This window comes from Sphingomonas sp. PvP056, assembly GCF_040549155.1.
Lineage (GTDB): Bacteria > Pseudomonadota > Alphaproteobacteria > Sphingomonadales > Sphingomonadaceae > Sphingomonas.
In genome coordinates, this window is record NZ_JBEPST010000002.1 from 696087 (window position 1) to 716792 (window position 20706).

At 64.4% G+C, this 20706-nt stretch carries 16 protein-coding genes; 8 read left to right on the plus strand and 8 right to left on the minus strand.

The window, feature by feature from the left end; translation table 11 throughout:
* Positions 1 to 9: 9 nt before the first annotated feature.
* Positions 10 to 2562, minus strand: a complete 2553-nt coding sequence (locus ABIC17_RS07485; protein ID WP_354280512.1) for a TonB-dependent receptor — start codon at positions 2560 to 2562, stop codon at positions 10 to 12.
* A 510-nt stretch (positions 2563 to 3072) separates the two neighbouring features.
* Between ABIC17_RS07485 and ABIC17_RS07490 the strand changes: the two genes are divergently transcribed.
* The 4 genes from ABIC17_RS07490 (at position 3073) to ABIC17_RS07505 (ending at position 6505) form a co-directional block, all read left to right on the plus strand.
* Positions 3073 to 4038: a sterol desaturase family protein gene (locus ABIC17_RS07490; RefSeq protein ID WP_354280514.1), complete on the plus strand. Its 966-nt coding sequence runs from the start codon at positions 3073 to 3075 to the stop codon at positions 4036 to 4038.
* Positions 4039 to 4168: 130 nt separating this feature from the next.
* Complete coding sequence (locus ABIC17_RS07495) at positions 4169 to 4837, plus strand: hypothetical protein (protein WP_354280515.1); 669 nt, start codon at positions 4169 to 4171, stop codon at positions 4835 to 4837.
* A 67-nt stretch (positions 4838 to 4904) separates the two neighbouring features.
* Positions 4905 to 5750, plus strand: a complete 846-nt coding sequence (locus tag ABIC17_RS07500) for an oxygenase MpaB family protein (RefSeq protein ID WP_354280622.1) — start codon at positions 4905 to 4907, stop codon at positions 5748 to 5750.
* Positions 5750 to 6505 (plus strand): NUDIX hydrolase, encoded by a 756-nt coding sequence (locus ABIC17_RS07505; protein WP_354280517.1) that lies wholly within the window; start codon positions 5750 to 5752, stop codon positions 6503 to 6505. The genes ABIC17_RS07500 and ABIC17_RS07505 overlap by 1 nt, the downstream gene beginning before the upstream one ends.
* A 6-nt stretch (positions 6506 to 6511) precedes the next feature.
* On the opposite strand, the gene ABIC17_RS07510 is transcribed toward ABIC17_RS07505, so the two are convergent.
* From ABIC17_RS07510 to ABIC17_RS07525, 4 genes are all read right to left on the minus strand, one after another.
* Positions 6512 to 7051, minus strand: coding sequence for a hypothetical protein (locus tag ABIC17_RS07510; RefSeq protein WP_354280519.1), 540 nt, complete (start codon positions 7049 to 7051; stop codon positions 6512 to 6514).
* 228 nt (positions 7052 to 7279) lie between these two features.
* The gene (locus ABIC17_RS07515) at positions 7280 to 7579 is read right to left on the minus strand and encodes a hypothetical protein (protein ID WP_354280521.1); all 300 of its coding nucleotides are present in this window, start codon (positions 7577 to 7579) and stop codon (positions 7280 to 7282) included.
* A 56-nt stretch (positions 7580 to 7635) separates the two neighbouring features.
* Positions 7636 to 8415 (minus strand): transglutaminase-like domain-containing protein, encoded by a 780-nt coding sequence (locus ABIC17_RS07520; RefSeq protein ID WP_354280523.1) that lies wholly within the window; start codon positions 8413 to 8415, stop codon positions 7636 to 7638.
* A gap of 99 nt (positions 8416 to 8514) precedes the next feature.
* A complete protein-coding gene (locus ABIC17_RS07525) occupies positions 8515 to 9249 on the minus strand; it encodes a Bax inhibitor-1/YccA family protein (protein WP_354280525.1) in 735 nt (244 codons plus the stop codon).
* Positions 9250 to 9530: 281 nt separating this feature from the next.
* On the opposite strand from ABIC17_RS07525, the gene ABIC17_RS07530 reads away from it, so the two are divergent.
* Positions 9531 to 11102, plus strand: coding sequence for a spinster family MFS transporter (locus ABIC17_RS07530; protein ID WP_354280527.1), 1572 nt, complete (start codon positions 9531 to 9533; stop codon positions 11100 to 11102).
* 33 nt (positions 11103 to 11135) lie between these two features.
* On the opposite strand, the gene ABIC17_RS07535 is transcribed toward ABIC17_RS07530, so the two are convergent.
* The 3 genes from ABIC17_RS07535 to ABIC17_RS07545 form a co-directional block, all read right to left on the minus strand.
* On the minus strand, positions 11136 to 11672 hold the full coding sequence (locus ABIC17_RS07535) for a superoxide dismutase family protein (RefSeq protein WP_354280528.1): 537 nt from the start codon (positions 11670 to 11672) through the stop codon (positions 11136 to 11138).
* A 139-nt stretch (positions 11673 to 11811) separates the two neighbouring features.
* Complete coding sequence (locus ABIC17_RS07540) at positions 11812 to 12822, minus strand: ferritin-like domain-containing protein (protein ID WP_354280530.1); 1011 nt, start codon at positions 12820 to 12822, stop codon at positions 11812 to 11814.
* Between the two features lie 40 nt (positions 12823 to 12862).
* Positions 12863 to 13846, minus strand: a complete 984-nt coding sequence (locus tag ABIC17_RS07545) for a ferritin-like domain-containing protein (protein WP_354280532.1) — start codon at positions 13844 to 13846, stop codon at positions 12863 to 12865.
* A 409-nt stretch (positions 13847 to 14255) separates the two neighbouring features.
* Here ABIC17_RS07545 and acnA point away from each other — a divergent pair, with 409 nt between their 5' ends.
* The 3 genes from acnA to ABIC17_RS07560 all read left to right on the plus strand — a co-directional run bounded on the left by acnA (position 14256) and on the right by ABIC17_RS07560 (position 20666).
* The gene (acnA, locus tag ABIC17_RS07550) at positions 14256 to 16928 is read left to right on the plus strand and encodes an aconitate hydratase AcnA (protein WP_354280534.1); all 2673 of its coding nucleotides are present in this window, start codon (positions 14256 to 14258) and stop codon (positions 16926 to 16928) included.
* Positions 16929 to 17394: 466 nt separating this feature from the next.
* Positions 17395 to 18783 (plus strand): helix-turn-helix domain-containing protein, encoded by a 1389-nt coding sequence (locus ABIC17_RS07555; protein ID WP_354280536.1) that lies wholly within the window; start codon positions 17395 to 17397, stop codon positions 18781 to 18783.
* A gap of 287 nt (positions 18784 to 19070) precedes the next feature.
* The gene (locus tag ABIC17_RS07560; RefSeq protein WP_354280537.1) at positions 19071 to 20666 is read left to right on the plus strand and encodes an isocitrate lyase; all 1596 of its coding nucleotides are present in this window, start codon (positions 19071 to 19073) and stop codon (positions 20664 to 20666) included.
* Positions 20667 to 20706: the final 40 nt, after the last annotated feature.

Sequence of the window (20706 nt, forward strand, 5' to 3'; positions counted from 1 at the left end):
CACGCTTTCTCAGAGATGGACGCGGACCTCCGCACCGACGGTACGCGGCTGGATCACGCCGAAGCCGTAGGAACGGATCTGCACACCATCGTTCTGGCGCGCCATTGTGTAGTCGTTCGCCACGCTGGTGACGGCATATTTGTCGAAGATGTTGTTGGAGAAGATCGACGCTTCCCAATTATCCTTCTTGTAGGTGATCGACGCGCGGCTGGTCGAATATCCCGGGATCGCCTCGCCATACCCACGCAGGCCGGTGGTGGAATAGGTGTCGCTACGCGCCGCCGTGCTCCACACGAAGCCCAGATCGGCACCGCTCGCCATCGGCACTGAATAGGTGGCGGTGAGCGACCCGGCGTGTCTGGACGACCCAGGCAGACGATCCCCTGAAAACGCATCGCCCGCGCCCGGAACGTTGAAATTGTTGCTCAACCCTCCGATCAGCCCGGGTGCGTCCTGTGTCAGCTTGGCATCGAGATAGGTGTAATTGCCCGACAGGTTGAACTTGCCGCGTGTGAACGACAGCGTTCCCTCTACGCCGCGGCTGCGCGCGCCGCCGGCATTGGCGGTAATGCCCACCGCACCGTTCGCGGTCTGGCTGCCCAACTGGAGGTTCGACCAGTCGATGTTGTAGATGTTGATCGTGCCTTGCAGCATCCGGTTGAGCAGGCTGAACCGCAGACCAACTTCATAATTGGTAGTCTTGTCAGGACCATAGGCTAGTTCGTTCGGAAGAGCGCAGACGTTCTGGCCGGGCGGGAGCGGCACGATGCAAGGGGCAACGCGGTTGACGCCGCCGATGCGGTAGCCGGTCGAATAGGTCGCATAGCCAAACACCGTCGGGCTGAACTGATAGGAGACGTTTGCCTTGTAGACGAACCCGTCATCTGTGGTGGACCCGGTCCGCACGCGCGAGGGATCGAACTGGATCAGCGGATAGGGCGTGCGGCGGCGGCCGCCCGACAGCAGCGGCGTATCGGTCGCGCCAGAGATGTAGGATTTGTACGTGTAGTAGCGCAGTCCGCCGGTGACTTGCAGCTTGGGCGTGATGTGCCACGTCGCTTCGCCGAACGCCGCATATTCCTTGGTATAGGTGTCGGTGAACGAGATGTATTCCAGCCCGTCCGGCCGGACCAGCCCGCGGTATAGCGTGCCGTACAGGCTGCCGCGACCGGTCGAGTTGGCGGCGCCGAACTCGGGGAAACCGGGGATCCGCTCGGCACTGAACGTGTAGCTCTTATAGTGGTTGTAGAAGCCTCCGAGGATCCAGTTGATCGGCCCGCCGTGGGTCGAAACGAGCCGGAGTTCCTGGTTGAACTGCTTGGGGTCGCTGTCCGACGTGGTCGTGCCCGCAAAGGCCGGGAACAGCTCGTAATCATAATCGAGATCGAGCAGCAGGTCGGCGATGTCGCTCTGGCTGGAGAGATGCTGCTTGGAATAAGCGGTGGCGGAGACAAGCTGCGCAACGCTTCCGATGTCGACTTCGACTTCGGCTGCGAACATGTCGAGCGTGCGGCGTGACGGCTGCTCGACGCGCCCGCCATTTTCGTATCTGCCGGTCCCGAGCACGCCCTGGCAATTGGCATAGACGCATTGCCCGTCAGGGAAGGCGACGCCGTTGGCGTTCAGCGTGTACTTCGCGCCAAAGCCGCCGTTGGTCTGCGTTCCGTGGGTCTTGGTGTCCTGCCGGATGTAGCTGAACGTCGACCGCAGCCAGCCGAAATCGAAGCCCAATTGCGCGCGGATGGAATAGGTATTCTCGTCGTTCAGATCCTTGCCGCGACGCAGGTTGGCCGCCACCGCCGCTGGATCGTTGAAGTCGGGCTGCGGCAGCGACACGCCGAGGGTCTTGACCAGATAGGGGGAGTCCATGAATCCCGGATCGCGGTAATAGCCGCCGGTCACACGCAGCGCGACCTTGTCCCGGATGATCGGCAAGTTGATCGTCGCATCGGTGACCGCGCCGACCCCGTCGGAATGCGCGACGTCGTAGATCCGCGCATGACCTGTGGCTTCGATCTTGCTGAAGTTGGGGCGGTTGGGGATGTAGCGGATCGCGCCCGCCAGTGTACCGAGGCCGTACAGCGTCCCCTGCGGCCCGAGCAACGTTTCGACCCGGTTGATGTCGAGGAACTTGAAGTCGACGTAGAGCGGGATCTCGCCCAGATACACGCCGACCGCGGTGCTGCGATTGCTGCCGCCCGGACCACCCGACGTGATGCCGCGCATTACGATGCTGTTGGCCGTACGCGGGCCGGTGTCGGGCACCGTCAGCCCAGGCGTATAGAGCCCGAGGTCGCCGACGTCGTCGAGCCGGTTGCTCTCCAGTGCCGCTCCACCGATTGCCGAGATGTTGATCGGGGCGGTCTGCAACGACACGGCGCGCCGTGTCGCGGTGACCACGATATCGTTCGAACCCTGCGGTTCCTCGGTTTCCGCCGCGATCGCCGTCGCGCTGGGCGTCTCGGCCGCAGATTGCTGCTGCGCGTATGCCGGGCTCATGACGACGCCCGAGAGAATAGTAGCAGATAGCAGCCGTAGCCGCATCCGTGCGCGATCGATCACGATAGTACCCCTTTTGCCCGCCTGATTTGCCTGACTGGCTGTCCCCCCCGGGATATGTGCCGGTGTTTGCGGCTCCATGCCGCATGTGGGTCTTGGCGCAGCGTCTCGGTCTTGTTCATTCAGGCTATGGGGCGGGCAGACTGTAACAAATGGGTTGTTTGACGTAGGGGGCGCCTGGGGTCCGGACGATCGCACGCTCGTCAGCTTGCGCATCCACTGCGGGCATTCGCTGCAGGGTCAGGCTTCGTGCTGCGGCTTAGTGGCTGCATTCGTTGAATAGTGCTGAAGATCTTGCGTGTCCGGGGCGGAAGCACCGCGCGGCGTCGACGATCGTTCAGCGCCGTCAGCCGGGAAATCGAGCCTGTCGAGACGCTTGCCTACGTTAAACGACGTAACGGCAGAATCGCGCATCTCTCATACAAAGCAACAGACACGCAAGAAACGGCTCCAAAAGCTTCATCGAGAGATCTGCCAATGACTGGAACGGTCGCGGTCGAAAGACCCTCCTATATGGTGAGCGCCCCTATCACCGAGGGACTCGACAACCTTGGCAGGGTTGAGGGTGGACCTTTCAAACAGGCGTTCTTCACCCATTTCCAGCCGGTGTTCCTGATCGCGGTGATCGGCTTCTATTATTATGCGCCAGCCGCGTGGATCAAACCGTCGGTGACCTTGTGGATCGGCCTCATCGTCAAGTTCATGATGCTGGGCATGGAATGGATCAGCCCCCGCTACAAAAGCTGGGAGCACACATGGAAGGAACTCGTCTGCGACACCTTCTACGTCGCGATGGGGATGATGATCGTCCGGGTGGTGTTCGGGCCGATCAACAGCGACGCGATCATCGGCTGGTTCCAGGACAATTTCGACATTGCCAAGTTCGCCTGGTTCATCGGCGCGCCGCTGTTGATCCAAGCGTTCTTGATCTCCTTCATCGGCGATTATTTCCAATATTGGATGCACCGCGGGATGCACAACTGGTATCCGCTGTGGGTCGCGCACGCGCCGCATCACTATCTCACGCAGCTCAACGTGCAGAAGGGCAGCGTCGGAAACCCGGTCGAGATTTTCCTGATCGGCCTCGGCGTCGGCGGGCTGTTCGATTTCCTCCCGCGTGCCGCCTTGCTGGCAGGGGCCTTCGGCCTGGCGGTCAGCAGCTATCAGCACTGCAACATCCGTTTCAACACGCCGAAATGGTGGTTCAAGGTCTTCAACACGACCGAACATCACAGCCTGCACCATGCGCAGGACTATGAGAGCACCCGCAGCAATTATTCGGGCACGTGGATCTTCATCGATCGCATCCACGGCACCTGCAAGGATGGCGAGGCGGAACTGCTGGGTCAGGAAGGCGGGCGTCGCATGTCGGTCTGGGAAACGCTGCACTACACGTTCACCGAGCCCTACAAGCTGCTCCGGTCGAAATTCGCCCGCCGCCGCAGCCAGCCGCCGATGGTCGCAGTCCCGGCGGAATGATCGGGGACGTACCGGTCGCGACCGGTACGCCCGCGTTGCGGATCGGTTGGCTGGGGGCGGGGGCTCCGCGGAGTTCCAGGACGTACCGTGAAGTCCCCATTGCATGACGCGTTACTCAGGGGAACATCGTGTGACGTTTCGTTTCATCGACTGGATCTGGCGGATCAAGGGAACGGTCCCGATCGATCCACCGCAATCCGCAGAGACCGTCTTCGGCAAGCTCGACAGCCTGTTTCAGGAAAAAAACACCACCTACGACGTTGGTGAAGAGACGCTGACGTTCACCAAGAAGGACCAGCTTCCGCAGGACAGGATGTCGGTCTTCGATTCCGGTACGTTGCATGTCGCGGACGGGGTGCTGCGGTACGATATGATCAGCCGCGCGTTGCTGGCGTGCTTCCTTGCGCCGCTGCTGTTCTTCGCGGTCGGCCATGCCGGGGTCGCGCTCGACAAGTGGCGCAACCCGCCCGAAGTGGTCAAGGCGAAGGCCGAAGCCGCAAAGAAGCGGTCGCGGATCAAGCCCGAGACCGTGCCGATGAGCGCGGTGGACAAGTTCCTCGGCGCGCCCAAGCCCGAGAAGAAGAAGGGTGATGAGGAGCCGGGCAAGAAAAACCGGAAGCCCACGATGAAGACTGCCTATGTCTTCATGGGCATCTTCTTCGCCTTGTGGGTCGCTGGCCGCATCTTCGAGCACGTCCGGATTCATCGGCGGTTCCGCACGATGTTGGCGGAGGAGAGCACCGCCGGCACCGTCGCGAACCCGGAGGACGTTCGGCGCGGCGTGTTTGCGCCGGAATAAGGCGACCCTAATCTCCCGCGGTGCTGGAGCCTAGCACCGCGCGCTTCGTTGCTGCATCATGAACCCGATGTCTCCCGCCGATCGTCTCGCCCGTCCGCTCAAAGGTCTGATCGTCGGGCAGGTGCGAGCCTTGTTCAACGACAAGACACGTGGGGAACGACCCGTCCAGCGGCGGCAGGACGCACTGTTCCCGCCGGACTCAGTGGCATGGCGGGTGCACGGTGACGTGACGTCGATGCTGGTCGGCGGCGTGGCGGCGCTGATGCTTCAGATGCTGCATCCGGCTGTGCTTGCAGGTGTTTGGGATCATTCAGGTTTTCGCGACGACATGCAGGGGCGGTTACGGCGCACCGCGCGTTTTATCGCGGTCACGACCTATGGTGCCCCGGACGATGCAACTGCGCTGTTGGCGAAGGTCCGGAAGATCCACGATCACATCGGCGGAACGCTCCCCGACGGCATGCCCTATCGTGCGAGCGAACCCGATCTCCTCGCCTGGGTGCATGTCAGCGAAGTGCTGAGCTTTCTCGACGGGTGGATTCGCTATGGCGAACCCAGCATGAGCCGCGCGGAACAGGACCGCTATGTCGCCGAGATGGCGCGGATCGCGGAGCCGCTGGGTGTCGATCCGATCCCGACCACCCGCGCCGAGGCGGAAGCGATCCAGCGCGCGATGCGGCCGAGCCTGCGAGTGGATGCGCGAACGCGTGACGTGGCGGGGGTGTTGCTCAACCAACCCCCGCCGTCGTTTGCCGCGCGCCCGTTTCAGACGATGACGATGCAGGCCGCGATCGACCTGCTGCCCGGCTGGGCGCGGACGATGCATGGCCTGGAACAGCCCGGCGTCGGGTTACCTCTGTTGCGTGCGGGCACCTTCGGGGTCGCGAGCACGCTGCGCTGGGCGTTCCGGTGATGGCGGAGCGTTCCACGGTGCCGATCCCCGCGGCAACCCTCGTCCTGTTCCGCGAGCGCGCCGGAAAGCCTGAATTACTGTTCGTCGAACGCTCCAAGGCGATGGCGTTTGCGGGCGGTGCATTGGTGTTTCCCGGCGGGCGCGTCGATCCGGGCGATCACGCGCTGGCGACACGGTACGACGGCGATCCGGAGGACGTCGCGGGCCGGATCGCTGCGATCCGCGAGACGCTCGAGGAAGTCGGCGTACCGGTCGGGCTCGGCGCGATGACCGCGGAGAGCATCGCGGAAGTGCGTCGGGCGCTCAGTACGGGAGAACCATTCGGCACCGTCCTCGCCGCGCACGACCTTCCCCTGTCGATCGGTGATCTGGTCCCCTTCGCGCGCTGGTGCCCCGCGCACGTTCCCGTGCGGACCTTCGATACGCATTTCTATCTCGCCGAGGTGCCGCCACACGCGCCCGACCCGATCGTCGACGATACCGAGAATGTCCGCGTCTTCTGGGCGACCGCGCAGGCCGTGCTCGACATGGCCGATGCGGGGAGAGCCACGCTGATCTTCCCGACGCGCCGCAATCTGGAACGGCTGTCGCAATTCGACGGCTTCAACGCGGCAAAGGCCGACGCCGCCGATCATCCGATCCGCACGATCACCCCGTGGACCGAACAGCGCGATGGCGTGCCCCACCTGTGTATCCCGACCGACCTCGGCTATCCCATAACCGAGGAGCCCATGACGGACGTGGTCCGCGGCTGACGCGGATCAGTGCGGCAGCGCGGCGGCCTCGACCTTTTCAACCCATTTCGGGAAAAACCCCGGCTGCCGGTTAGACCAGCCAGACGCCGTCGCCGCCGCTTCGCTGATCGACTGGAGCAACGTGCGGCGCAATTCGGGATGAAGATGCGGTAGCGCCGCAGCCGAACAGAAGGCGGCGGGCAGCCACGGTCGCACCTCGGCGCCGATCAGCCGCTCATAGAGAAAGCGATAAGCCGCGAAGGTCGTCAGTCGCCCCTGGCCGAGATCGAACGCCGAAAGCGTGAGCAGAGGCCCCAACACCGGTTCAACGGATTCGAGACCGCCCCCATCCGGCATCGTCATGCGAATGTCGGGGAGGCGGCTGTACAGCCGGGCCTGCGCGCGGATGCTCGCGGCTTCGACCACGTCGCGTGACCACCGCAGCATCGCATCGTCGCGGTCGAGGCCGATATCGAGCGAGCGGCGAATGTAACGCTGGGTCGATGCCGCGAACCCAGCGAATTCCTTCATCTCGGCCAGCGTCATCGTTCCGTTGGCAGCTTTCATCCGAGAACCCATCGCGCCACTCCACTACGGTCTTGCAGTCCAGTAATCATGCGCTCCTGGAATTACTCCGTGGTTAACGCCGATCACCGCCGCGACACGAAGCGACCATAAATCGTGTTGCAACGCAACATCCGATGCGACCGAGCGCAGAAAATGCGTTGAAACGATCCCGCACGAAAAAGCCCCGCGCAACCGGAGCGGCGCGGGGCTGGGCAGTGCTGATGGCGATCAGTGCTTTTCGGCGGACCGCTTCGCTTCGTCGTCTTCGTTATAGCCCGAAGACCGCGGCGGCTCGCTGTTATCGCCGGGGCGGCTCGTCGAGGGCGGGTCGGACGCGTCCATCGACTCGTCCAGCGCATTGTCACGCGCGGCATCGGGGCTCGACGGGTTGCGCTCCAGACGGTGCGCGATCGACGCGTCCTGGCCGGCGTCCTGCTTGCCGCTGGTCGGCTCTTCGTCGGGATCGCCGGGGGCAACCGAAAGGCTGTCGAGCGCCTTGTCGTCGATCAGCTTGGGGTCGTCGGTCATTGTGTCACTCCTGATCGTTAGCATAGGAGAACGACCCGACCCGCTCGCCTGTTCCCTCATTCCAGACGCGTTACCAAAACGCGCTGCGCAACGAAGGCTGCGCGTCCGAACACCGTCATGAACGCAATGTCCGTCGCATCGCGGCCCACCGCCACGCGCACCAGGTCCGCGCAGCACGCCATCCGGGTCGCATCGACCAGATGCCAGCCCCCGCCGACCCACAGTTCGGCAACCGCATGGAAGTCGGGTGGATCGACGCCGGGCGCATAAGCCGAGACGCACCGCGCCGGGATACCGCCTGCGCGGGCCAGTGCCACCAGCAGATGCGCATAGTCGCGGCATACGCCGTGCCGTTCCGCAAAGGTCATCATCGCCGTGGTCGTGCCGTTCGACGCGCCACCTTCATAGCGCAGATGTCCGGCAACCCAGTCGACCAGCGCGGCGGCAAGCGGCCCGCCGCGCAATCCCCCGAAATGTTGATCGACGAACCCTTCCAGGCGATCGGATTCGCAATATCGGCTGGGGAGGAGATAGGCGATCGTCTCGGGCGGCATCATCCGCACGGGCGTGTCGGGCAGGATCGAGAAATCGATCGCAGGCCGGTCGATCCGCACAATCGCGCGATAGTCCGCGCGGAAGGCCCCTTCGCCGCGCGCCCAGCAACGCTGCCCGATCCCGTCTTCGCCACGCACCGCGCGCAACGGTTCGGGCGAATAGACGCGGAGGTCCTGCATCTCGAGATGTTGATCGGGCTGCTTGGCCGCCTCGATCAGCAGAAGGACGTCAGCGGCCCCGTCGATGGTATAGTCGAGCATGGCCTCGATCGCGATGCGCATGATGGTCCTTCGAAGGGATGGGAGAGCGGTCAAACCAAAAAGGGCCCGATGGCTTTCACCATCGGACCCTTCCCGGAAAAGTCCAGATCTGGTCTGCGCTTAGTTGCGGTTGCCGAACAGGCGCAGGATGAACAGGAACATGTTGATGAAGTCGAGGTACAGGCTCAGCGCCGACATGATCGTCACGCGCTGTTCCATGTCAGTGCCCGCGACCTGTGCGTACAGCGCCTTGGTGCGCTGCGTGTCATAGGCCGTCAGGCCTGCGAACAGCAGGACGCCGACGAAGCTGATGACGAGGGTGATCGCGCTCGACTGGAAGAACAGGTTGAGCAGGCTCGCCACGATCAGGCCGACAAGGCCCATCGTCAGGAACGTACCGAACGCCGACAGGTCACGCTTGGTGGTGTAGCCGTAGAGGCTCAGGCCACCGAACGCCGCCGCCGTCGCGAAGAACGACTGCGCGATCGCGGTCGGGCTGTAGACCAGGAAGATCGTCGAGAGCGACAGGCCCATCGCGACCGCGAAGCCCCAGAACATCATCTGCAGCGTCGAATTCGACATCCGTGCCTGGCCGAAGCTCATGCCGAACACGAAACCGAGCGGGGCGAGGGTAATCACCCACTTGAGGATGCCGGGGCCGCCGAACACGGTTGCCGCTGCGCCACTGGCCACGAAGCCCAGAGCGACGATGCCGGTCAACAGCACCGCGGAGGCCATGTAGTTGTAGACGGACAGCATGTACCGCCGCAGACCGGCGTCATACGCTTCCGAGCGGGTGGTCCCGGCCGTCTGGAACGCGGAGGCGTTCGGACGGGGATCAGACCAGTTTGCCATTACGAAAAGCTCCTTGCAGCCGGCCGTGTGCCGGTTGCTTGGAATATCGGCGCACGGCAGGTGTATTTCAAGCGAATCCGGGCCGCTTCCTGCACCAGCAACATAGCGTAACATCCGTATGCTGGCCGCGGGGCCAGGAACAGCCGCGCCGACACGGTATCCGGCGTGGTCGAACGGCCCGTACGACCGTGGATGCAGGCCACTGCTAAATCGCTTTCGTAATCAGGGTATGCTCTGCTACGCTCCGGCCAAGAACAGAAAAGTCCGAGAGGAGCCAGCATATGCACACCGGTCCGGCGATCGCCGACACGTCCGAATCCGCGCGTGTGTCGCGCTATGCGTGGCTTGTGCTCGGGATCCTGTTTCTGGTGTACGTGCTCAATTTCGTCGACCGGCAGATCATCTCGATCCTTGCCGAGGACATCAAGCGCGACCTCAATTTGAAGGATGAGGATCTCGGGTTCCTGTACGGAACCGCGTTTGGCGTGTTCTACTCGCTGTTCGGCATCCCACTCGGCCGGCTTGCCGATACATGGCACCGTGTCCGGTTGATGACGCTCGGGCTCGGCCTGTGGTCTGCGATGACTGCGGCCTCCGGGTTGGCGCAAAGCGGCGGCGCACTGGCGGGGGCGCGGATCGGCGTCGGGGTCGGGGAGGCGACCGCGAGTCCCTCGGCCTATTCGCTGATCTCGGATTACTTCCCCAAACGTCTTCGCGCGACCGCGCTCGCGATCTATTCGTCGGGGCTATACGTCGGCGGCGGACTGTCGCTCGGCGTTGGCGGGTTGATCGTGCAGCGGTGGAACCAGGCCTACCCCGATGGCGGGCCATTCGGGCTGCACGGCTGGCAGGCGGCGTTCATGATCGTCGGCATCCCCGGCCTGCTGCTGGCGGCGGTGGTCGCGACGCTGCGCGAGCCGATCCGCGGTGCGGTCGAAGGGCTTCCGCGGCCCGAACGTCATCCCGCGCCGTTCAGCGCGTTCCTGTCAGAACTGCTCACCATCCTGCCGCCGCTGACGTTAATCGGTGCGGCGCGCGGAGGGATTCAGGCGTTTCTCGTCAATATCCTCGCGCTCGGGATCGTCGTCGCCGCAGTCCTCGGCTTGCACGCGATCGGTGAGCCATGGCCGCAGTGGATCGCGATCGGGGTGGGCGTCTATGCGGTGTTTTCCTGGGCCGCAGCCCTCAAGCGCCGCGATCCGCCGACTTACCGGTTGATTGTCGGCAACCCTGCATTCCTGTGCATCGTCGTGGCCTACGGTCTGAACGCCTTCATGGCCTATGCGATCAGCTTCTGGGCGGCACCGTTCGTGTTGCGGACGCTGGGTGCCACGCCGGCGATGGCGGGGCTACTGGTCGGATCGACCGGCGCGCTGGCGGGGTTTCTCGGCGTGATGCTCGGGGGTCTGGTCGCGGATCGCCTGCGCCGCCGCAATCCGGCGGGGCGCGTGATCGTCGTGCTGTTCGGCGCGATCGCGCCGATCCCGTTCGTAATCGGGGCGTTCACCGCGACGACGACCGCCGTGTTCTTCCCGTGCTTCTTTATCTCGAGCATCTTCGCGAGCACCGCCTTGGGCGCTGCGGGAGCGACGATGCAGGATCTCGTGCTCCCGCGGATGCGTGGCACCGCGACGGGAACCTTCTTCATCGGAACGACGCTGCTCGGCCTTGCGATGGGGCCTTATCTCGCGGGACGCATCTCGACCCTGTCGGGGAGCCTGTCGGTCGGCGTGCTGTCGCTGCTGTTTGCGGCACCGATCACGATCGCAGCGGGAATCGCAGCGTACCGGCTCGTCCCGCGCGCCGAGGCGCAGCGCGAAATCTGGGCGCGGGCGGCGGGGGAGGATATCTGATCCGCCCCTGACCTGCCGCCCGCGCGGCCCAGCTTAGCTGGTGGCGAACACGCCGCAGGCAACACGCCCGCCACTGTTGCCCGACGGATCGGTCATCAGGTCATCCGGATTGGCATGAACGACAAAGGCCGATCCGTCGGTATCGAGCAGCCCCGCCATCGTAGCACCCGGCAGGACCATGCCGATCGTGCCACGTCCGTTGGCCCCGACGATGAGGTTGGGCAGATCGCCGGTGTGCGGACCCTGCGGGTTCATCGAGCCATGCTTGGTCGAGGTGGGGTTCCAGTGTCCGCCCGCGCTGGCGAAGTCGGGTGCGTCGCACTTGCCGACCGTGTGGACATGGACGCCGTGCGTTCCTGCGGGCATCCCGGTCACGTCGACCGTGACACGCAGGCCGCCGCCAACCTCGGTAGCGGTTGCACGACCGACGTCCGCGCCGTCCGCGGTGCGCAACATCGCCACCGAACGCGCGCCGTTCGCCATCGGTGCGCCGGTCTTGGGACCAGACTTGTCACATGCCGACAGGCTGAGCGCCGCCAGGGTTGCCGCCGCGAGGATCGGTACGCGCATGGGAAGTCTCCTGATTGTTTCGGTATCGTGTTGCCCATTAACGCGTCGCGCCACAAGCGGACCCGGACGGGGCACAAAAAAAGGGGTCGCGCGATCCTGATCGCGCGACCCCATGATGTAACCGTCACGCGTTGGCGTGTCAGTTGGCGTTGCTGGTCTTGATGAACCCGTTGACGCCATTGGGGAAGAACCCGCCGCCGACCGTGGCGGACTTGGTCAGGTAGACGATGTTGAGCACGTTCGCCGCAGTACGACTGTAGGCAATGCCCGACGCGTCCGTGGGGACGATGTTCGAGATCGACGAATCTGCGCCCGCGATCCCCTGGTCATCGTCGGTCGAGCCGTCCAGGCTGTCACGCGCGTCGCTGATCATCCGCACCTGATCGAAGATCGAACCCGAGGCAGTACCGGCGTCGAAGCCCTTGCCGTACAGGATCGTACGGATCAGACCCGCGTGATACGCCTCTGCCGCAAGGATGCCTGCTGCTGCATCGAGATAAGTCTTGCTGGTGAGCAACGGTGCCGCGCCCTTATAGGCGCTGACGCCGACGTCCTCGAAGATGAACGCGCCGAGCAGGAAGGCGTTGTCGCTTGCATAGGGATCGAACGTCCCTGTTGCCGAGACGACGCCGGCTGCACGTGCGGCTGCGGTAAAGGCACCCGTTGCGCTGCCGTCGATGTTGATCGCGGGCATTGCGACCGCAGCCGACCCGAGCGCGGTGCGCAGGAAGGCGACGTGGGCGATCTCGTCCGCCGCGATTTCACGCGCATATTGCGCCACGATCGGATCGGTGAAGGTCACCTGACGACCACCGGTAACCGCACCCTGCGTTCCGACACCCGTCAACTGCGAAGCGGGGAGGCCGGTCCCGTACACCGCGAACGAGTAGAATTGCGCTTCGAGATATTCGAGGTTGAGCGCGAAGTTGAGGATGTCCGCATCGGTTGCGGCCGTTGCGGTCGGCGTGGGGGTAGGGGTGGGTGTCGGCGTCGGGTTGAAGCCCTTCTGCCCGTCATCGCATGCGGCCAGCAGCGAAAGCCCGCCCGCTGCGACCGTCGCCTGACCGGCGACACGGAGGAAGTTGCGGCGCTCGTCGCGGCGACGGTCGCTCGCCTCCAGCACCTGCGTGAGGATATTCGTAGAGTCCATTGCTACTCTCCCTTGGAGAAGGCGTGATGTTGAAAGCGGCTCAATTGGCGCCGCTGAACCGCAGATCGGCGTTCGGATTGTTCGTCCCGTTGGGGAAGAAGCCGCCTGCCATCACGCGCGCGTTGGTGAGGTACGCAATGTTGTGAACCTGCGCGACGGTGCGCGAGAACGCGATCCCGTTCGCATCGAGCGGTACGATGTTCGATACCAGCGCACCGCTGACCGTGGTCGGCGAGATACCCTGGTCCAGATCGGTCGTGCCATCGAGGCTGTCGCGGGCGTTCGAGATCGCATCGGCCGACGTCCGCAACGCCGGCGTTTCAACGCCCTTGCGGTACAGCACGGTTCGGACGAGCGCGGCATGATACGCCTCGACCGCAAGGATGCCCGCTGCGGCTTCCAGATACGTCTTGTTGGTCAGCAGCGTCGCGCCGCCCTTATAGGCGGTGACGCCGACGTCCTCGAAGATGTACGCGCCGAGCAGGAAATTGTTGTCGTTCGCATAGACGTCGAACGCCTCGCCCGCGCCGATCAGACCGGCCGCGCGTGCGGCGTTGCTGAAGGCGGACGTCGCGGTCACGTCGATGTCGATCGCCGGCTGCGAAATCGCAGCGGTGCCGAGCTGGGTGCGCAGGAAGGTGACGTGCGCAAGCTCGTCGCCCGCGATTTCCTTGGCGTAGGCGGCAACGATCGGATCGGTGAAGTTCACCTTGCGACCGCCCGTCACGGCGCCCTGCGTGCCGACACCGGTCAGCAGGTTCGCGGCAAGGCCGGTACCGTTGGCGGCATAGCTGTAGAATTGCGCCTCGAGATATTCGAGGTTGAGCGCAAAGTTGAGCACATCGGCGTCGCTCGGTGCGGTCTGCGCCTCGGCGCGGCCCGCGAGGCCGATGGCGGCACCGCCTGCGATGCCGGCCACCGCGGCTGCACCGAATGCGGATTTGAAGAAGGCGCGACGATCGTTGCGTCGTTCTACGCGCCGATCGAGGGTTTCGATCAACTGCTGGTTTACATCTTCGGTCATTGAACTCGACCTCCCTGTGGATGGTACTTCGCTAACCCGTACATCGGGAAACGGTTCCAACCCCTTGAGAATAAAGGGAAAAACCGAAATCCAAGGCACGCGCAGACGGTGCCCGGAACCGCATGAACCGAACCCTCTCCCGTCGTGGCGCAGGTACGATCTGTATTTCGCAAGGGACGCACGTCCGATGAAAAATTACGTCGTGTTTCTTCGCGGTAATAGAATGTATCGCTCGGGGTCTGGTTGCACGCGAACAGCAGGCGAACGCAGACGCGCCCTTTCCCCCGCGCAGCCCCCTTGCTAAGGGCACCCCGACTCTTGCATTCGCACAGTCGGTCGCGCCCGCGCGGAGCCCAAACGGTTTCGCCTCCCCGCCGCGGCCCGACGCATAGGGAAGGACCCGCTGCACATGACCGCCATTGGCCAGGACACACTCGGCACGCGCACCACGCTCGACGTTGGTGGCACCGCTTACGACTATTACAGCCTCGCCGCCGCCGCTGAGAAGCTGGGCGATATCAGCCGCCTGCCGTTCTCGATGAAGGTACTGCTCGAGAACCTGCTCCGCTTCGAGGATGGCGTCACCGTCACCACCGAGGATCTCCAGGCGATCATCGACTGGCAGCAGGAGCGCAAATCGGACCGCGAAGTCCAGTATCGCCCCGCGCGCGTGCTGATGCAGGATTTCACCGGCGTCCCGTGCGTCGTCGATCTCGCCGCGATGCGCGATGCGATCACCAAGCTCGGCGGCGACCCGGTCAAGATCAACCCGCTCGTCCCCGTCCACCTCGTGATCGATCACTCGGTCATGGTCGACGAATTCGGCACGCCCAAGGCGTTCGAGGATAACGTCGAGCTCGAGTACCAGCGCAACAACGAACGCTACGAGTTCCTCAAGTGGGGCTCGAAGGCGCTCGACAACTTCAAGGTCGTCCCCCCCGGCACCGGCATCTGCCACCAGGTCAACCTCGAGAACATCGCGCAGGCGGTGTGGTCCTCGACCGCGCCTGATGGCAAGACGATCGCATACCCCGACACCTGCGTCGGCACCGACAGCCACACCACGATGGTCAACGGCCTCGGCGTGCTCGGCTGGGGCGTCGGCGGGATCGAGGCGGAAGCTGCGATGCTCGGCCAGCCGGTCTCGATGCTGATCCCCGAAGTCGTCGGCTTCAAGCTCACCGGCGAACTCGCCGAGGGCATCACCGCGACCGATCTCGTGCTCACCGTCACGCAGATGCTGCGCGCCAAGGGCGTCGTCGGTCGTTTCGTCGAGTTCTACGGCCCGGGCCTCGATGCGCTCAGCCTCGCTGACCGCGCGACGATCGCCAACATGGCACCCGAATATGGCGCGACTTGCGGCTTCTTCCCGGTCGACGACGCCACGCTCGACTACATGCGCCTCACTGGTCGCAGCGAAGAGCAGATCGCGCTCACCGAGGCATATGCCAAGGCACAGGGCATGTGGCGTCTGGCGGATGCGCCCGACCCCGTCTTCACCGACACGCTCGGCCTCGACATGGCGAACGTCGTTCCGTCGCTCGCCGGTCCCAAGCGCCCGCAGGACAAGGTCATCCTCACCGAGGTCGACGACACGTTCAACGCGGATCTCGCCAAGGTCTATGGCCATTCGAACGCCATTCGCGTCCCCGTCGAAGGCCGTGACCATGACATCGGCGACGGCGACGTGGTGATCGCGGCGATCACCAGCTGCACCAACACCTCCAACCCGTCGGTGCTGGTCGCCGCAGGGCTGGTCGCGCGCAAGGCGAACGCGCTGGGCCTCAAGCCCAAGCCGTGGGTCAAGACCTCGCTCGCGCCGGGTTCGCAGGTCGTCACCGACTATCTCGACAAGGCCGGTCTCACGACCGACCTCAACGCGGTCGGCTTCAACCTCGTCGGCTATGGCTGCACCACCTGCATCGGTAACTCGGGTCCGCTCGCACCTGCGATCTCGGCGGCGATCAACGGCAACGACATCGTCGCGGCCTCGGTCCTGTCGGGCAATCGCAACTTCGAAGGCCGCGTTTCGGCCGACGTGCGCGCGAACTTCCTGGCCTCGCCGCCGCTCGTCGTCGCCTACGCGCTCAAGGGCACGGTGACCGAGGACTTCACCACCACGCCGATCGGTCAGTCGACCGCGGGCGAGGACGTGTATCTCAAGGACATCTGGCCGACCAACGCCGAAGTCCGCGAAGTGATGGACGCCAACATCGATCGTGGCATGTTCCAGTCGCGCTACGCGAGCGTGTTCACGGGCGACGCCAAGTGGCAGGCGATCGATATCGACGGGTCGGACACCTATGCGTGGCCGGCAAGCTCGACCTACATCGCCAACCCGCCGTATTTCGAGGGCATGTCGATGACCCCGGCACCGGTGCAGGACATCATCGAGGCGCGTCCGCTCGCGATCCTCGGCGATTCGATCACGACCGATCACATCTCGCCGGCCGGTTCGATCAAGGCGGACAGCCCTGCGGGTGCGTGGCTGATGGAGCGCCAGGTCGCGCGTGCGGACTTCAACAGCTACGGCGCGCGTCGCGGCAACGACAATGTCATGGTTCGCGGCACCTTCGCCAACATCCGCATCAAGAACGAGATGGTCCCGGGCGTCGAGGGCGGCATGTCCTCGTACAAGGGCGAGACGATGCCGATTTATGATGCGGCGATGCGCTTCAAGGAAGATGGCGTTCCGCTGATCGTCATCGCGGGCAAGGAATATGGCACCGGCTCGTCGCGCGACTGGGCGGCGAAGGGCACCAATTTGCTCGGCGTCCGCGTCGTCATCACCGAGAGCTTCGAGCGGATCCACCGTTCGAACCTCGTCGGCATGGGCGTGCTGCCGCTGCAGTTCGCGGAAGGCGTCGATCGCAAGACGCTGAACCTCGACGGGTCGGAGAGCTTCACGATCATGAAGGTGTCGGAAATCCGCCCGCGCCAGAACGTCGAAGTGACGATGACGCGCGCTGATGGCACGGTCGAGACGTTCATGACGCGCTGCCGGATCGATACCGTCAACGAGCTGGAATATTTCCTCAACGGCGGCATCCTGCAGTACGTGCTGCGCAAGCTGGCTGCGTAAGCAGGGCGGGCGGGCTTCGGCCCGCCGGTTTTGTGAGGTGCAAGAAGGGGCGGGGAAACCTGCCCCTTTTTCTATGCGTGGCAGAGTTGGCCGTTGTCCACGCTGGTATCCACGCTCGCGCTTCCCCGGCGAAGGCCGGGGCCCAGTAGCGGGCGGTGAATGGCGGCGGCAGCGCTCGGTTACAGCGGCCTTCGCTACTGGGCCCCGGCCTACGCCGGGGAAGCGCTTTCGTGGCGAGGGAGCAGCGTCTCCGGTGAGGCACAACCCATTGCCCCAGAATGGGAAATGCCCGCCACACTTGCGTGTGGCGGGCATCCTTTCCTCCCCAGGAAACTTTCTTGACCCGTCCCTAGGCGGCGAATCTGCCCAGCGTAACGGGGCATCGCATCGCAGTGCGGTCGGCTTGTAACGTTCCGTCGTCAAGCGTACGTACGTTTGTAAAGTATTGACGGAATGGAGTCAGGAAGTGGCCGATCGCAAGCTGTTCGCGGGACACGCAGTGCGTCGCTTGCGGCGCGGGGCGGGACTGACCCAGGCCGCGATGGCCGAAGTCCTGACGATTTCGCCCAGCTATCTCAACCTCGTGGAGAAGAACCAGCGTCCGCTGTCGGCGTCGTTGCTGGTCAAGCTGGCCGAGACCTTCGACTTCGATCCGCGCGCCCTCGCGGCAGGCGAACCCGGCGGCGGCGAGGCGGCGCTCAGGCGCAGGTTGGCCGATCCAATGTTCGCCGACCTTGAGATTGATCGCAACGAGATCGAGGAGTGGCTCGCCGGCGCACCCGGCGGCGCGGAAGCCTTTGCGCGCGCGTTTGACCGGATCCGCGCGGGCGGGACGCCCGACGATCCCGCCGCGGTCGATCCGATCAGCGAGGTCCGCCGCGAGATCGAGCGCTGGCGCGGCCATTTCCCGGACCTCGACGCGGCGGCCGAGGCGCTCGCGGACGAATTGCGGATGGGCGCGGGGGATCTGTACGGTGCGATCTCGGAACGGTTGCGGGTCAAGCACCAGCTGACGATCCGCGTCCTGCCGGTCGACGTGATGCCCGAGCTGCTGCGTCGGACCGATCTGCATGCCCGGCAGGTGCAATTGTCGGAGGTGCTCGATCCTGCCAGCCGCACGTTTGCCGTGGCGGTCCAGCTCGCGCAGATCGAGGCGCGCGACGAGATCGAGGCACTGGCCAAGGGCGCAGGTTTTGCCGATCGCGCCGCCGAGCGGCTCTACCGCCGCCACCTCGCCAATTATTATGCCGCCGCGCTGATGATGCCCTACGCCCGGTTTCTCCGCGCATGCGAGGCGACGGGCTATGACATCGAACTGTTGCAACGGCGCTTCGGTGCGGGGTTCGAACAGGTCGCGCATCGCATGACCGCAATGCAACGCGTCGGCGCACGCGGTCTGCCGTTCTTTCTGGTGCGGATCGACCGGGCGGGGCAGGCGTCGAAGCGTTTCTCGGGCGCGAGCGCGTCGCCGCTCGCCGAGGCGGAGGCACGCTGTCCGCTATGGCGGCTCCACGCCGCATTCGAACGTCCCGGAACGCTCGCGGTGCAACTGGTGGCGCTGGAAGACGGTTCGCGCTGGTTCACAATCGCGCGCACCGTCACCCCGCAAGGGCGGCGGTATGGCACGGTGCCGGCGGAGTTCGTCGTCGGGGTCGGCGTCGCCGCCGCGCACGCAGGCGCGCTCGCCGCGGCGCGTGGGGTCGACCTCACGGGGGAGGCGACCCCGATCGGGCTGGGATGCCGCGCGTGCGGTCGCGGGCAATGCCCGCAGCGCTCGCTGCCGCCGTCGGGCCGCGCGCTGATCGTCAATGAACGGGAACGCGGGATCAGCGGCTTCTCGTTCGGGGGCGACTAGGCTGTCGTGCAGCCAGCCTAGGAGCACTGTCCTGTCTGGCATTGCCTGCAAACGGTGTGGTGTGGGTATGACCAGGCCCTGGTTCCCCGCGTGACGCCAAGGCAACATGATGCCGTATCGCCCAGCGTTCCGCTAACTTTCTGGCAGGTTGGCCTGTAAAATAAATTACAAAGTTACAAACTATCTGTCGAAGATTTGACGCCGTAACGCTGTGCGTCGCGGGTTTTGCGTCCGAGTTTGTGTAAAGAACGCTATTCCGTGGAAATCGCTACACAGTGAGGTCCTCGATGACGTACCAGTCCAGCATCGCTCAAACCAATACGCTGATCCGCAGCCACAATGGCACCTGGGACGGCATCTCGGCCGAATCGGTCGCGCGGATGCGGCTTCAGAACCGGTTCCAGACCGGACTGGACATCGCGCGTTACACGGCGGCGATCATGCGCAAGGACATGGCGGCGTATGATGCCGATCCGGCGCACTATACGCAGTCGCTCGGGTGCTGGCACGGGTTCATCGGGCAGCAGAAGATGATCAGCATCAAGAAGCACTTCGGCTCGACCGAGCGGCGCTATTTGTACCTGTCGGGCTGGATGATCGCGGCGCTCCGCAGCGAGTTCGGCCCGTTGCCTGATCAGTCGATGCACGAGAAGACCAGCGTCCCCGCGCTGATCGCGGAACTCTACACTTTCTTGCGTCAGGCCGACGCCCGCGAACTCGGCATGATGTTCCGTGACATCGATGCGGCCCGCGCTTCGGGCAATGCGATCGAGGAGCAGCGCCTGCTCAACGCGGTCGAGAATCACCAGACGCATGTCGTTCCGATCATTGCCGATATCGACGCCGGCTTCGGCAATGCCGAGGCGACCTATCTGCTTGCGAAGAAGATGATCGAGGCGGGGGCGTGCGCGCTTCAGATCGAGAATCAGGTCAGTGACGAGAAGCAGTGCGGCCATCAGGACGGCAAGGTCACCGTCCCGCACGAGGACTTTCTCGCGAAGGTCCGCGCGTGCCGTTACGCCTTCCTCGAGCTGGGCGTCGACGACGGGATCATCGTCACGCGCACCGATTCGCTGGGGGCTGGCCTCACCAAACAGATCGCGGTGTCGAAGGAGCCGGGAGACCTCGGCGACCGGTATAACGGCTTCCTCGATTGCGAGGAGATCGACCCCTCAACTGCGCGCAACGGCGACGTCATCCTCAACCGCGACGGCAAGCTGCTGCGCCCCAAGCGGCTGCCCTCGAACCTGTTCCAGTTCCGTGCCGGGTCGGGCGAGGATCGTTGCGTGCTCGATTGCATCACCTCGCTCCAGCACGGTGCGGACCTGTTGTGGATCGAGACCGAGAAGCCGCACATCGAACAGATCGCGGGGATGGTCGATCGTATCCGCGCGGTCATCCCCAACGCGAAGCTGGTCTACAACAACTCGCCTTCGTTCAACTGGACGCTCAACTTCCGCCAGCAGGTCTATGACGCCTGGGCTACCGAAGGCCGCGACCTGTCGGCGTACGACTGGGCGAAGCTGATGTCGGTCGACTATGACGGCACCGCGCTCGCGGACGAGGCGGACGAGCGGATCCGGACGTTCCAGCGCGATGCAGCGGCGCGCGCGGGGATCTTCCATCACCTCATCACGCTGCCGACCTATCACACTGCGGCGCTGTCGACCGACAATCTCGCCCGCGAGTATTTCGGCGAGGCGGGGATGCTCGGCTATGTAAAGGGCGTCCAGCGCAAGGAGATCCGCGAGGGGATCGCCTGCGTCAAGCACCAGAACATGTCGGGCAGCGACATCGGCGACGACCATAAGGAGTATTTCGCAGGCGAGGCCGCGCTCAAGGCGGGCGGCGCGCACAATACGATGAACCAGTTCGCCGCGTGACGTAAACCTCCTTCCCCGGCGAAGGCCGGGGAAGGGAAGT

Bases quoted from the DNA above. Each gene is read 5' to 3' on its own strand.
- ABIC17_RS07515 (WP_354280521.1), bottom strand. From the start codon at position 7,579: ATGACCGACGACCCCAAGCTGATCGACGACAAGGCGCTCGACAGCCTT.
- ABIC17_RS07530 (WP_354280527.1), top strand. From the start codon at position 9,531: ATGCACACCGGTCCGGCGATCGCCGACACGTCCGAATCCGCGCGTGTG.
- ABIC17_RS07510 (WP_354280519.1), bottom strand. From the start codon at position 7,051: ATGAAAGCTGCCAACGGAACGATGACGCTGGCCGAGATGAAGGAATTC.
- ABIC17_RS07490 (WP_354280514.1), top strand. From the start codon at position 3,073: ATGGTGAGCGCCCCTATCACCGAGGGACTCGACAACCTTGGCAGGGTT.
- ABIC17_RS07540 (WP_354280530.1), bottom strand. From the start codon at position 12,822: ATGGACTCTACGAATATCCTCACGCAGGTGCTGGAGGCGAGCGACCGT.
- acnA (WP_354280534.1), top strand. From the start codon at position 14,256: ATGACCGCCATTGGCCAGGACACACTCGGCACGCGCACCACGCTCGAC.
- ABIC17_RS07500 (WP_354280622.1), top strand. From the start codon at position 4,905: ATGTCTCCCGCCGATCGTCTCGCCCGTCCGCTCAAAGGTCTGATCGTC.
- ABIC17_RS07535 (WP_354280528.1), bottom strand. From the start codon at position 11,672: ATGCGCGTACCGATCCTCGCGGCGGCAACCCTGGCGGCGCTCAGCCTG.
- ABIC17_RS07560 (WP_354280537.1), top strand. From the start codon at position 19,071: ATGACGTACCAGTCCAGCATCGCTCAAACCAATACGCTGATCCGCAGC.
- ABIC17_RS07520 (WP_354280523.1), bottom strand. From the start codon at position 8,415: ATGCGCATCGCGATCGAGGCCATGCTCGACTATACCATCGACGGGGCC.
- ABIC17_RS07525 (WP_354280525.1), bottom strand. From the start codon at position 9,249: ATGGCAAACTGGTCTGATCCCCGTCCGAACGCCTCCGCGTTCCAGACG.
- ABIC17_RS07545 (WP_354280532.1), bottom strand. From the start codon at position 13,846: ATGACCGAAGATGTAAACCAGCAGTTGATCGAAACCCTCGATCGGCGC.
- ABIC17_RS07505 (WP_354280517.1), top strand. From the start codon at position 5,750: ATGGCGGAGCGTTCCACGGTGCCGATCCCCGCGGCAACCCTCGTCCTG.